General features: G+C 69.8%; 12 protein-coding genes. 10 read left to right on the forward strand and 2 right to left on the reverse strand.

Annotation, left to right across the window (positions count from 1 at the left end; all coding sequences use genetic code 11):
* The first annotated feature begins 21 nt into the window (after window positions 1-21).
* From ACFYWJ_RS15180 to ACFYWJ_RS15200, 5 genes are all read left to right on the forward strand, one after another.
* Window positions 22-1,152, forward strand: coding sequence for a lipase family protein (locus ACFYWJ_RS15180; protein ID WP_355277811.1), 1,131 nt, complete (start codon window positions 22-24; stop codon window positions 1,150-1,152).
* Window positions 1,153-1,280: 128 nt separating this feature from the next.
* On the forward strand, window positions 1,281-2,222 hold the full coding sequence (locus ACFYWJ_RS15185; protein ID WP_387162814.1) for a metallophosphoesterase family protein: 942 nt from the start codon (window positions 1,281-1,283) through the stop codon (window positions 2,220-2,222).
* Between the two features lie 21 nt (window positions 2,223-2,243).
* On the forward strand, window positions 2,244-2,915 hold the full coding sequence (gene npt / locus ACFYWJ_RS15190) for a 4'-phosphopantetheinyl transferase Npt (protein ID WP_355277806.1): 672 nt from the start codon (window positions 2,244-2,246) through the stop codon (window positions 2,913-2,915).
* Window positions 2,915-3,847, forward strand: a complete 933-nt coding sequence (gene truB, locus ACFYWJ_RS15195) for a tRNA pseudouridine(55) synthase TruB (RefSeq protein ID WP_355277803.1) — start codon at window positions 2,915-2,917, stop codon at window positions 3,845-3,847. Before npt ends, truB begins: the two co-directional genes overlap by 1 nt.
* Window positions 3,848-3,995: 148 nt before the next feature.
* Entirely contained in the window at window positions 3,996-4,418 is a 423-nt protein-coding gene (locus ACFYWJ_RS15200) for an EF-hand domain-containing protein (RefSeq protein ID WP_355277802.1), read from the forward strand.
* Window positions 4,419-4,462: 44 nt separating this feature from the next.
* Here the strand turns inward: ACFYWJ_RS15200 and ACFYWJ_RS15205 are convergent, their stop codons facing one another.
* Window positions 4,463-4,660 carry a hypothetical protein gene (locus tag ACFYWJ_RS15205; RefSeq protein ID WP_355277799.1) on the reverse strand — a complete coding sequence of 66 codons (198 nt, stop codon included), beginning with the start codon at window positions 4,658-4,660 and terminating at the stop codon, window positions 4,463-4,465.
* 298 nt (window positions 4,661-4,958) lie between these two features.
* Between ACFYWJ_RS15205 and ACFYWJ_RS15210 the strand changes: the two genes are divergently transcribed.
* Together ACFYWJ_RS15210 and ACFYWJ_RS15215 are read left to right on the forward strand one after the other, a co-directional pair.
* Window positions 4,959-5,693 (forward strand): hypothetical protein, encoded by a 735-nt coding sequence (locus ACFYWJ_RS15210; RefSeq protein ID WP_355277797.1) that lies wholly within the window; start codon window positions 4,959-4,961, stop codon window positions 5,691-5,693.
* Between the two features lie 144 nt (window positions 5,694-5,837).
* Complete coding sequence (locus ACFYWJ_RS15215; protein ID WP_355277794.1) at window positions 5,838-6,665, forward strand: hypothetical protein; 828 nt, start codon at window positions 5,838-5,840, stop codon at window positions 6,663-6,665.
* 1 nt (window position 6,666) lies between these two features.
* Here ACFYWJ_RS15215 and ACFYWJ_RS15220 read toward each other — a convergent pair whose 3' ends face one another.
* A complete protein-coding gene (locus ACFYWJ_RS15220; RefSeq protein WP_355277791.1) occupies window positions 6,667-7,434 on the reverse strand; it encodes a metal-dependent transcriptional regulator in 768 nt (255 codons plus the stop codon).
* Between the two features lie 69 nt (window positions 7,435-7,503).
* On the opposite strand from ACFYWJ_RS15220, the gene ACFYWJ_RS15225 reads away from it, so the two are divergent.
* The 3 genes from ACFYWJ_RS15225 to ACFYWJ_RS15235 all read left to right on the forward strand — a co-directional run bounded on the left by ACFYWJ_RS15225 (window position 7,504) and on the right by ACFYWJ_RS15235 (window position 11,548).
* Window positions 7,504-8,472: a bifunctional riboflavin kinase/FAD synthetase gene (locus ACFYWJ_RS15225; RefSeq protein ID WP_355277789.1), complete on the forward strand. Its 969-nt coding sequence runs from the start codon at window positions 7,504-7,506 to the stop codon at window positions 8,470-8,472.
* A gap of 161 nt (window positions 8,473-8,633) precedes the next feature.
* The gene (rpsO, locus tag ACFYWJ_RS15230) at window positions 8,634-8,903 is read left to right on the forward strand and encodes a 30S ribosomal protein S15 (RefSeq protein WP_019048089.1); all 270 of its coding nucleotides are present in this window, start codon (window positions 8,634-8,636) and stop codon (window positions 8,901-8,903) included.
* Window positions 8,904-9,277: 374 nt separating this feature from the next.
* Window positions 9,278-11,548 carry a polyribonucleotide nucleotidyltransferase gene (locus ACFYWJ_RS15235; RefSeq protein WP_355277786.1) on the forward strand — a complete coding sequence of 757 codons (2,271 nt, stop codon included), beginning with the start codon at window positions 9,278-9,280 and terminating at the stop codon, window positions 11,546-11,548.
* Window positions 11,549-11,702 lie beyond the last annotated feature (154 nt).

Below are 11,702 nucleotides of genomic sequence, written 5' to 3' on the forward strand. Positions count from 1 at the left end.
GGCGACGTAGTGCGTGGCGTGATGTCCAGGAGTATCGGTCTCCGAGCGGCGGTCGGTGCCGCCGTCCTGCTCGCGGGGCTCGGGCTCGGAGTGCCGACGGCGCACGCGGCGCCCGACGGAGCGGGCACCCTGCTCGGGCACATCGATCAGCCCGCGGGCTGGGGAAACTGGTCGCGCGCGGCCATCGTGGACTACCGCACCGAGGGACCCACCGGTGGACTGATCAACGGTGCCGGGCTCGTGCTGCTGCCGGACTCGCCGCCGCCCGCGGGTGGCTACCCGGTCGTGGCCTGGGACCACGGCACCAGCGGCCTCGGCCCGCAGTGCGGCATCACGACGAACAAGGCGGTGCACGAGCAGCCGCTGCTGCGGTCCTTCCTCGATCGCGGCTGGGCCGTGGTCGCGCCGGACTACCTCGGCCTGTCCGTCGGGTCCGACACCGTGCATCCCTACCTGCACACCCGCACCGAGGCGACGGCGACGATCGACCTGGTCCGCGCCGCCCGCGCGGCCGAGCCGGACCTCTCGGCCACCTGGGCCGTGGTCGGCGGATCGCAGGGCGGCCACGCGGCGCTGGCCACCGGCAATCTGGCCGATGACTACGCGCCCGAACTGGACTTCCGCGGCACCGTCGCGCTGGCGCCGGAATCCAACTTCGAACAGGTCCTGTCCCGGCTCGACCCGCGGGTGCCGAATCTGCCGATCGTGGACGAGCTGGTCGGCCCGTTCGCCGGCATCCTCGCCGGGCTGCGCGCCGCCCGTCCCGACCTGGATGTGAACGGCCTGCTCAGCGCGCGCGGCCGGGAGGTGGTCGACGCGATCGCCACCAGCTGCGTCGACGACTTCGGCGCGGTGGTCGACGGCGCGTCGATCGGCGCGCTGCTGGCGCGCCCGGTGGACGCCGACGGCATCGGCGCGGCCCTGCGCGACTACATGGTGGTCCCCACGGTCGGCTACCGCCAGCCCATCCTGATCGTGCACGGCGCCGCCGACACGGTGGTCCCGCTGCCGATGACCTACACCCTGCTCGCGCAGATGCGCGCGGCGGGCACCGCGGTGGAATTCGGCCAGTACCCGGGCGGGCACCCCGAGATCGACGCCCAGGCACGACCACAGGTGGTGTCCTTCGTCGCCGGGCTGTTCCGCGTCTGACGGCCCGATAGCGGCGTCCCCGGACCGCTGTATCCGCTGGTCGCCGACGACCGCGCGATCGGAACGGGCGAACCCGCGCGGGCGCCGGTTCGCGGGTGTGCCACTGTGGACAGGTGATTCCGAAGTTGATGGCGGTCAGTGATGTGCACGTGGGGCATCAGGGCAACAAACCGGTGGTGGAGCAGATCCACCCGGACTCGCCGGAGGACTGGCTGATCGTCGCCGGTGACGTGGGCGAGAAGGCCGAAGAGGTCCGCTGGGCGCTGGAGCTGCTGCGCGGCCGGTTCGCGAAGGTCATCTGGGTGCCGGGCAATCACGAGCTCTGGACCACGCCCAAGGACCCGGTGCAGATGCACGGCGCCGCCCGCTACGACTACCTGGTCTCGATGTGCCGCGACCTCGACGTGGTGACCCCGGAGGATCCGTATCCGGTGTGGACCGGCTCGGGCGCCGAACAGTACGGCGGCCGCGTCACCATCGCGCCGATGTTCCTGCTCTACGACTACTCGTGGCTGCCCGCGGGCACCACCACCAAGGCCCAGGGGCTGGCCGTGGCACGGGAACGCAATGTCGTCGCGACCGACGAGTTCCTGCTGACCCCCGACCCGTACCTCACCCGCGACGCCTGGTGCCACGCCCGGGTGCAGTACACCCAGCGCCGCCTCGACGCGCTTGGCCCCGATGCTCCGGTGGTGCTGGTCAACCACTTCCCGCTGGTCCGCCAGCCCACCGAGATCCTGTTCTATCCCGAGTTCTCGATGTGGTGCGGCACCGATCTCACCGCCGACTGGCACACCAGCTACAACGTGGTCTGCTCGGTCTACGGCCACCTGCACATCCCGCGCACCACCTTCTACGACGGCGTCCGCTTCGAAGAGGTCTCCCTCGGCTACCCCCGCGAATGGAAGCGCCGCGGCATGCCGGATCCCCTGCTGCGCCAGATCCTGCCCGAACCCGTCTACGCCGACGGCGACCTCAACGCCTGGGGCGGCCACTTCACCGTCACCCCGGAAATGGAAGCCGCCGCAGCCGAGATGCGCGCCAAGGCCGACCGTCGCCGTGGCATCTGACCACTACTAGGCTGGAACTCGATGATTGACAACATTCTGCCCTCGGGCGTTGCCGCCGCCGAGTTGCTGGCGTACCCGGAGGACCTGAAGGCGCATCCCGCCGAGGAGCACCTCATCGCCAAGTCGGTCGATAAGCGCAGGCGCGACTTCATCGGCGCCCGCCACTGCGCCCGCCTCGCGCTCGAGCAACTGGGCGAGCCGCCGGTGGCGATCGGCAAGGGGGAGCGGGGCATGCCCCTGTTCCCGCGCGGCGTGGTCGGCAGCCTGACCCACTGCGACGGCTACCGCGCCGCCGCGATGGCGCACGCGTTGCGGTTCCGCTCGGTCGGCATCGACGCGGAACCGCACGGCGCGCTGCCCGAGGGCGTGCTCGACTCGGTCAGCCTGCCCGCCGAACGCGAGTGGCTGGCCACCGCGCCCGCCGACGGCCTGCACCTGGACCGCCTGCTGTTCTGCGCGAAGGAGGCCACCTACAAGGCCTGGTTCCCGCTGACGCTGCGCTGGCTCGGTTTCGAGGACGCGCACATCACCTTCGAGATCGATTCCCGCACCGCCGATTCCGGCGCGGGTACGTTCCACACGCGACTGCTGGTTCCCGGGACGACGAACGACGGCGGCGCCCCGCTGACCTCGTTCGACGGCCGCTGGATGATCGCCGACGGGCTGATCCTGACCGCGATCGCGCACGGCTGATGGGCGCGCGCATCCCCGCGGTGGACCCGCTGGGCGGCCTGGTCATCGTCGACAAGGACGGCGGCTGGACCAGCCACGACGTCGTCGCGCGCAGCCGGAAGCTGTTGCGCACCAAGAAGGTCGGGCACGCGGGCACCCTCGACCCGATGGCCACCGGAGTGCTGGTGCTCGGCGTGGAACGGGCGACCAAGCTGCTCGGACAGCTGATCCTCACCACCAAGGCCTACACCGCGACCATCCGGCTCGGCCAGGCCACGATCACCGACGACGCGGAGGGCGAGGTCACCGCGACCACCCCGGCGCTGCACGTCACCGATGCCGAGATCGCGGCCGGTGTCGCGGCGCTGACCGGTGACATCGCGCAGATCCCGGCCACGGTGAGCGCCATCAAGGTCGACGGCGAACGCGCCTACGCCCGCGCCCGCGCGGGGGAGGACGTGCAGCTCGCGGCCCGCCCGGTGACGGTGTCGCGCTTCGACATCCTGGCTCGCCGCGACGTCGCCGACGGCGAGTTCGTCGACCTGGATGTGGAGGTCGAGTGCTCCTCGGGCACCTACATCCGCGCGCTGGCCCGCGATCTCGGCGCCGCCCTCGGCGTCGGTGGTCACCTGACGGCGTTGCGCCGCACCAGGGTCGGCCCGTTCACCCTCGAACACGCCCGCACCCTCGAGCAGCTGGCCGCCGCCGCGGAAGCCGAACAGCCGCTGCTCAGCCTCGATATCGACACCGCGGTCCGCACGGCCTTCCCGCACCGCGACATCGACGAGTCCCAGGCGAACGACCTGCGCAACGGCCGGTGGCTCGAGCCGATCGGGCTCGCGGGCGTCTACGCCGCCATCGACCCGGCGGGCCGGGCCATCGCGCTGCTCGAGGAGAGCGGCAAGCGGGCGGCCTCGGTGATGGTGGTCCGTCCGCAGGGCATCGGCGACTGACACCGAAGGCGTTGCGCCGCTTCGGCGTTCGGCGGCGGGTACCCGCGGGCACCGCCGCCCGGCTCGCCGGACGTCGTCGCTGCCGCCTCCGTAGAGTGGCGGTGACGGTCGGCGTGCGGATATCGCCGACCGGGGGAAGGGTAGCGAGATGAGTACAGAGCCGGTCGACACGTTCACGCTGTGGGACCGCGACGGCGACGGGCTGGTGTCGGTCGACGACATCGCGACCGGCATCCGTTCCGCCGGTATCGAGGTCGACCGCGCGGCGATCGAACGCCTGGTCGCCGCGGCCGACACCAACGGCGACTTCCTGGTCTCCCGCGCCGAATTCGACGCCGCCGTGGTCGAGGGCCGCATCGAGGTGACCGACGCCGACGCCGCGTTCCGGGTCTTCGACGTCAACGGCGACGGCCGGATCTCGGTGAGCGAACTGGATTCGCTGATCCGCCACGTCGGCGGCGGCCGCATCGAGGAACCGGCCGCCGACCTGCTCGCGGCCGCCGACCAGGACGGCGACGGCTACCTCTCGCTCCCGGAATTCCGTGTGCTGCTGGACTTCCTGTCGCGCTGATGGCACCTGTCCGGGCCGCCGTCACACGACCCGGACGGCTTCGGCTATGCCCGCTGCGGCACAGGCGAAGCAGCGGTACGGGCGAAGAGCATCGTGGCGACGACGAACAACGCCACGCCGGGATCGATGTCCGGACATCGCGCGGCTGCCTGCTCCGGCATCGCGAACAACGCGATCGCGACCAGCAAGCCCGCCGACAACGCGAGGCGCTCGGTGAACTGGATTCGGAAGAGGATCTTCATGGGTGCCACCGTTCGGGTAGGAGGGTGCGGTGATTCCCATGTTCGGGACGCCGCCGTGGTGACGGCACCAGGTCGACACCTACCGACGGGATCGCGCGGCGGCGGCACCGCGTCGACGCTCGCGTCGACATTTGTCGACATCTGCCGACACCGAAGGGCATCATGGCGGCAGGGGTGATGCTTCATGATCGATCGGACCGCGACGGATCGGTTCGCAGCGAAACTACGGGCCCACCGTGAGCGGTTCGGCAATCCGACCCAGCAGGTTCTGGCGGGGCGGATGATGATCAGCCGGGCCATGGTGGCGGACTGGTTGAGCGGCAACCGCTTTCCCAGCTGGCGTCACACCGAGGCGCTGGTCGTCGCGTGCGAGCCTGCCCTCGCCGAGAACGCGGCCGAGTTGCGGGAGTGGCAGAGCCTGTGGGAACAGACCCGCGCCGACCGGGATGCCGAGCGTTACGGCTCCGGACCCGCCGATGTCCTTGTGCGCGAGGACACCTCGACCAGCCTCATCTCCACCACCTGGTACCGGGACAACCCCGAGTTCTACTCCGCCGCAGCACGACAGGTTCGGGCGGCGACGCAGGAAATCCGCTGCACCTATTTGCGAGCCCACCCGCCGACATCGTTCGCATCGAGTGCCTCGGCGGACTATTTCGAGGCCGTCCTGGACTGGGCGCGCAGCTGCGGTAACGAACAGCGGTCTGCGCGCCGGGTGATCGCGGCGCCGACCCGCAACGGCGTCGTCGTGCCCAGCATGCTCGACTGGTTGCGCAGCCATCGAGACCAGACCGCCGGCATCTTGTCCTACGAGGCGAATGTCATCGACTGGTCCGCGGTTGTCGACGGTGTCAGTATGGCGCTGCTCGACGACACCGTTGCCTTCCTCGCCTTCTCCGGCGGTGGGCGGCAGAAGCTGAACGGATTCAGTGTCACCGACCGTAATTTCGTCGGCTACTACATCGTCAACTTCGAGCAGATGTGGTCGGCTTCGACACCGCTGGCGGAGTTCCTCGACCTCAACCAGGGCTAGACCGTCTGCCGTCCGTGTGCTGCTGGACTTCCTGTCGCGCTGAGGGAACGGCCGTGATGTCAGGGGTACTGGACCGTGGTTAACACCACAGCCACCTCTCGCGATAGCCAGGACGAATAGCTCTCGGCTACGGAGGGGTGGGCCATGGCCGCACTGCGGAAGACCTGGATCGGCGTGGTCGCCGGTGTGACATTGTTGCTCGCGGGGTGTGGGGGTGATGGTCCGCAGTCGGTGGAATCGTCGAGTTCGGTGCGGCCGAGCACCGTGACCAGCACGTCACGGCCGCCCGTCATCGTGCCGCCGAGCGAGGCTCCGGTCACCAGCCCGTCGCCGGTGACCCGCCCGCCGGTGGGCACCTCCGCCGCGCCGACGTCCGTGCGCACCACGCCGCCGCCCACGCCCGCGACCGGCACCGTCGTCCTGCGGACGGCGACCCTGTCCGGGGTTCCGGTCCCCGGTGTGCCCGTGCGGCTTTCGCTCCAGCAGCCGTGCGATCCGGCAGGCCACGACATTCCCGTCGGTGAGACCACCGAGACCCAGCGCCAGGAGGGCGTCACCGACGCGGCCGGGCTGGCCGTCTTCACCGCGGCGACGGGCTGCTACCACTTCGGCATGACGGCGCCCGCGGGCACGAACCCGGTTCCCGAGGGCATGCACTCGCTGTTCCTGGTCGAGGCGGGTGCGACCGTCACCGGGAACCTGCGCTTCCAGGACACCGCACCGGCGCCCGCCTGCGCCGAAGCCACCGTGGAGACCGAACTCGGGGTCGACGCGGGTCCGGCCGCCACCATCTCGCACTGCGACGGACGCTGGGCGATCGTGTCCTGGGACAGCCCCGGCGACAACCAGCGGATCATCACCCGCGCCACCGGCACCTGGGCCACGTATGTCCAGTTCCCGCACGACACGTGCTGGGCCGAGGCGAGTGCCGCCGGTGTCCCCGACACCCTGCGGCACTACTTCTCCTGCTGAGCTAGGCCGTCAGCCAGATGGCTTCGGCGGCGAGGGTTCCCAGCTCGGTCGGCGCCTCGGCGGCGGCGATGCGGACCGCGATGGTGCCGGCGAAGTCGCGGCGCTCCTCGACCGCGATCACGGTGTCGAGGGCGATGCCGACCGAGTCGAAGTAGCGCAGCATCGCGGGGTCGGAGTCGGAGATGCGGGCGACGCGGCCGGACTCGCCCGCGGCGAAGTCGGACAGGCGTCGCGCCGGCGGCGTAGGGACCGCGCCGTCGACCGACGGGATGGGGTCGCCGTGCGGATCGCGGTCGGGGTGGCCGAGTTTGGCGTCTATGCGCGTCATCAGCAGTTCCGAGACCGCGTGCTCGAGCACCTCGGCCTCGTCGTGCACCTCGTCCCAGCCGTACCCGAGCTCGTTCACCAGGAACGTCTCGATCAGCCGGTGCCTGCGCACCATGGCGACGGCGGCGCGTCTGCCGTGCTCGGTGAGGGTGATCGCGCCGTACCGGGCGTGCTCGACCAGCCCCTGATCGGCGAGCTTGCGCACCGCCTCGGACACCGTCGAGGCCGACACGCCGATCCGCTCGGCGAGCAGCTTGGTCGACACTTTTTCCTGTGACCACTCCTGCGCGGTCCAGATGACCTTCAGATAGTCCTGCGCCACCGCGGACAATTCGGGCGCGAGCGTCGCGGTGGCAGCGAGTTCGGCCTGTTCACCGGGCGCTGTCGACGCTCGGCGGGTAGCGACATCTCGTTTACCTGGCACATCATTGATGTTAGGCATCCCTGGCCCGAATGACACATCGGCGGACCGGCACGGCGCCGGCGAATAACGTTGCGTAGGCTTCGCTCTGTGCAGAGATGGCGAAGTCTCGACGATGTGCCCGCCGACTGGGGGCGCTGCGTCCTCACGATCGGCGTGTTCGACGGCGTGCATCGCGGGCACGCGCAGCTGATCAGCCGCGCGGTGGCCGCGGCGAAGAAGCGTGATGTTCCCTCGGTTCTGATGACCTTCGATCCGCATCCCATGGAAGTGGTCCGGCCCGGTTCCCATCCCGCGCAGCTCACCACCCTGACCCGGCGGGCCGAGCTCGCCGAGGAGCTCGGGATCGATGTGTTCTGCGTGATGCCGTTCACCCAGGACTTCATGAAGCTCACCCCGGCCGGTTACGTCCACGACCTGCTGGTCGAGCGGCTGCACGTCACCGAGGTCGTCGTCGGTGACAACTTCACCTTCGGCAAGAAGGCCGCGGGCACCGTCGACACCATGCGCGATCTGGGCGCCCGCTTCGGCTTCGAGGTCGACGGCGTCACTCTGCTCGGCGAGCACGCCGTCACCTTCTCCTCCACCTACATCCGCGCCTGCGTCGACGCGGGCGACATGGCGGCCGCCGCCGAGGCGCTGGGCAGGCCGCATCGGGTCGAGGGCGTCGTCGTGCACGGCGACGGCCGCGGCCGCGGGCTCGGCTTCCCGACCGCCAACGTCGCCCCGCCGATGCACGCGGCCATCCCGGCCGACGGCGTGTACGCGGGCTGGTTCACCGTGCTCGGGCCCGGTCCGACCATCGGCACCGTCGAACCCGGCGAGCGGGCGATGGCCGCCATCTCGGTCGGCACCAACCCCACCTTCTCGGGGCGTTCGCGCACCGTGGAGGCGTTCGTCCTCGACGGTGAGGCCGATCTGTACGGCCAGCACGTCGCGGTCGATTTCGTCGAGCAGCTGCGCGGGATGCGCAAGTTCGACACCATCGACGACCTGGTCGAGGCCATGGGCCGCGACGTCGAGAACGCCCGCAAGGTGCTCACCGCCGCCGACGCCTGACACCCGGTTCGGCCCGGGCTCGAGCGCTCCGGTACAGTCGATCCTCGGGTTTGCTGCGGTCTGCGGTGGCGCCCACCTGGTTTGTCCAGGCTTCGAGCGCAGTCCAACGGTATTCCTCGCGCGAGCGGGGATGAGCCCTGAGAAATAGGAGTCGATGCCGCATGGCGCTGACCACTGAGCAGAAGTCGGCCATCCTGGCCGAGTACGGCCTGCACGAGAAGGACACCGGCTCGCCGGAGGCGCAGATCGCGCTGCTGTCGAAGCGGATCTCGGACCTGACCGAGCACCTGAAGCAGCACAAGCACGATCACCACACCCGGCACGGCCTGCTGGCCCTGATCGGTCGTCGTCGCCGCCTGTCGAAGTACCTGCAGGCCAAGGACATCGAGCGCTACCGTTCGCTCATCGAGCGTCTCGGCCTGCGCCGCTGATCTGCTTCGACACGCCTCCCCGCTGAGGCGGTCGGCGAGTAGCCAATGGGAAGAAGTACACTTCTTCTCGTTGGCTATTCGTGTATTCGGCGACCATCGGGTTTCCGCGTGCACTACAACATGTGACAGCCGTATGCATCCGTCCGCGTGGCGTCGGTCTTCGGTAGTGGCCTTTCGGCTGGCGAATTCCCGCCGCCGTCGGGCTTCGATCGATGACCGCCTCCGCGTCGCCGCTTCCAAGGGGATCCGGCCGGGTGCTGCGCGTGGCAGCCAGGAGGGTTCCCACGTGTCCGTGTCCGGTACGGCTGACGAATAGCTGGTTCGCGCCCAGATGGTGCTGCGCTCCGGCGAGACGAGAGGTCGAGAGAAGAAAAATGACGCAGACAACTGAACGTACTTCGACCGCGGTCGAGGTCGAGCCCGGTGTTTTCGAGTCGGTCGCGCTGATCGACAACGGCAGCTTCGGCACCCGCACCATCCGCTTCGAGACGGGCCGTCTGGCCAAGCAGGCCGCCGGATCCGTCGTCGCCTACCTGGACGACGAGACCATGCTGCTGTCGGCGACCACCGCCGGCAAGCACCCCAAGGACCAGTTCGACTTCTTCCCGCTGACGGTCGACGTCGAAGAGCGCATGTACGCCGCGGGCCGCATCCCCGGCTCGTTCTTCCGTCGCGAGGGCCGCCCCTCCACCGACGCGATCCTGACCTGCCGCCTGATCGACCGTCCGCTGCGCCCGTCGTTCGTCGACGGCCTGCGCAACGAGATCCAGGTCGTGGTCACCGTGCTGAGCCTGGACCCGCAGGACCTCTACGACGTGGTGGCCATCAACGCCGCCTCGGCGTCCACCCAGATCTCCGGCCTGCCGTTCTCCGGCCCGGTCGGCGGCGTGCGCGTCGCCCTGATCGGTGGCCAGTGGGTCGCGTTCCCGACCGTGGAGCAGCTCGAGGGCGCCGTGTTCGACATGGTCGTCGCGGGCCGCGTCACCGAGACCGGTGACGTCGCCATCATGATGGTCGAGGCCGAGGCCACCGACAAGGTCATCGCCCTGATCGAGGACGGCGCGCAGGCGCCGACCGAGGCCGTCGTGGCCGAGGGCCTCGAGGCCGCCAAGCCGTTCATCGCCCGCCTGTGCCGCGCGCAGTCGGACCTGGCGACCCTGGCCGCCAAGCCCACCGAGGAGTTCCCGCTCTTCCCGCCGTACGCCGCCGACGTGTTCGAGGCCGTCGAGGGCACCGCCAAGCGTGAGCTGAACGAGGCGCTGAGCATCGCCGACAAGCAGGCCCGTGAGGCCAAGATCGACGAGATCAAGCTGGACGTGCTCTCGCGGCTGGGCGAGGACTTCACCGGTCGCGAGAAGGAACTGGGCGCGGCGTTCCGCTCGGTCACCAAGAAGCTGGTGCGTCAGCGCATCCTCACCGACGGCTTCCGCATCGACGGCCGTGGTCTGGCCGACATCCGCGCGCTGAGCGCCGAGGTCGCCGTGATCCCGCGCGCCCACGGTTCGGCGCTGTTCGAGCGTGGCGAGACCCAGATCATGGGCGTCACCACCCTGGACATGGTGAAGATGGCCCAGCAGGTCGACTCGCTCGGCCCGGAGACCACCAAGCGCTACATGCACCACTACAACTTCCCGCCGTTCTCCACCGGTGAGACCGGTCGCGTCGGTTCGCCGAAGCGTCGCGAGATCGGCCACGGCGCGCTCGCCGAGCGTGCGCTGATGCCGGTGCTGCCCTCGCAGGAGGAGTTCCCCTACGCCATCCGTCAGGTCTCGGAGGCGCTGGGCTCCAACGGCTCCACCTCGATGGGTTCGGTGTGCGCCTCGACCCTGTCGCTGCTCAACGCCGGTGTGCCGCTGAAGGCGCCGGTCGCCGGTATCGCCATGGGCCTGGTGTCGGACACCGTCACCAACGACAAGGGTGAGGACGAGGTCCGCTACGTCGCGCTGACCGACATCCTCGGCGCCGAGGATGCCTTCGGCGACATGGACTTCAAGGTCGCCGGTACCCGCGACTTCGTCACCGCCCTGCAGCTGGACACCAAGCTCGACGGCATCCCCTCGCAGGTGCTGGCCGGCGCGCTGAACCAGGCGCACGACGCCCGCACCACCATCCTGGACGTGATGGCCGAGGCCATCGCCACCCCGGACGAGATGAGCCCGTACGCCCCGCGCGTCACCGCGATCAAGATCCCGGTCGACAAGATCGGTGAGGTCATCGGCCCCAAGGGCAAGATGATCAACCAGATCACCGAGGACACCGGCGCCAACATCTCCATCGAGGATGACGGCACCGTGTTCGTCGGTGCGACCGACGGCCCGTCGGCGCAGGCCGCGATCGACGCGATCAACGCGATCGCGAACCCGCAGCTGCCGAAGGTCGGCGAGCGCTTCCTGGGCACGGTCGTCAAGACCACCGCCTTCGGCGCGTTCGTCTCGCTGCTGCCGGGCCGTGACGGCCTGGTGCACATCTCCAAGCTGGGCCAGGGCAAGCGCGTGGCCAAGGTCGAAGACGTGGTCAACGTCGGCGACAAGCTGCGCGTGGAGATCGCCGACATCGACAACCGCGGCAAGATCTCGCTGGTCCCCGTCGAGGAAGAGGCCCCGGCCGCCGAGGCCGCCCCGGCCGAGGACGCCGCCGCGGAGTAACCGCGCCGGTAGCCGTACCGACCACCGAAACCCCTCGTCGTCTCGCACGGCGGGGGGTTTCGTCGTGTCCGGGGGACGCCTCGCGCGCGGAAAAGTGGTGTGAATCACTGCGATGCAACGTTGATGCAACGTTGTTTCACATAGTGTTGCCCGA

Source organism: Nocardia sp. NPDC003269, from assembly GCF_042888005.1.
Lineage (GTDB): Bacteria > Actinomycetota > Actinomycetes > Mycobacteriales > Mycobacteriaceae > Nocardia.

Excerpts from the sequence above, each read along its gene's own strand:
- ACFYWJ_RS15200 (WP_355277802.1), top strand. The coding sequence starts at position 3,996 with ATGAGTACAGAGCCGGTCGACACGTTCACGCTGTGGGACCGCGACGGC.
- ACFYWJ_RS15235 (WP_355277786.1), top strand. The coding sequence starts at position 9,278 with ATGACGCAGACAACTGAACGTACTTCGACCGCGGTCGAGGTCGAGCCC.
- ACFYWJ_RS15205 (WP_355277799.1), bottom strand. The coding sequence starts at position 4,660 with ATGAAGATCCTCTTCCGAATCCAGTTCACCGAGCGCCTCGCGTTGTCG.
- ACFYWJ_RS15220 (WP_355277791.1), bottom strand. The coding sequence starts at position 7,434 with ATGCCTAACATCAATGATGTGCCAGGTAAACGAGATGTCGCTACCCGC.
- truB (WP_355277803.1), top strand. The coding sequence starts at position 2,915 with ATGGGCGCGCGCATCCCCGCGGTGGACCCGCTGGGCGGCCTGGTCATC.
- ACFYWJ_RS15180 (WP_355277811.1), top strand. The coding sequence starts at position 22 with ATGTCCAGGAGTATCGGTCTCCGAGCGGCGGTCGGTGCCGCCGTCCTG.
- ACFYWJ_RS15210 (WP_355277797.1), top strand. The coding sequence starts at position 4,959 with ATGGTGGCGGACTGGTTGAGCGGCAACCGCTTTCCCAGCTGGCGTCAC.
- ACFYWJ_RS15215 (WP_355277794.1), top strand. The coding sequence starts at position 5,838 with ATGGCCGCACTGCGGAAGACCTGGATCGGCGTGGTCGCCGGTGTGACA.
- ACFYWJ_RS15185 (WP_387162814.1), top strand. The coding sequence starts at position 1,281 with ATGGCGGTCAGTGATGTGCACGTGGGGCATCAGGGCAACAAACCGGTG.
- npt (WP_355277806.1), top strand. The coding sequence starts at position 2,244 with ATGATTGACAACATTCTGCCCTCGGGCGTTGCCGCCGCCGAGTTGCTG.
- rpsO (WP_019048089.1), top strand. The coding sequence starts at position 8,634 with ATGGCGCTGACCACTGAGCAGAAGTCGGCCATCCTGGCCGAGTACGGC.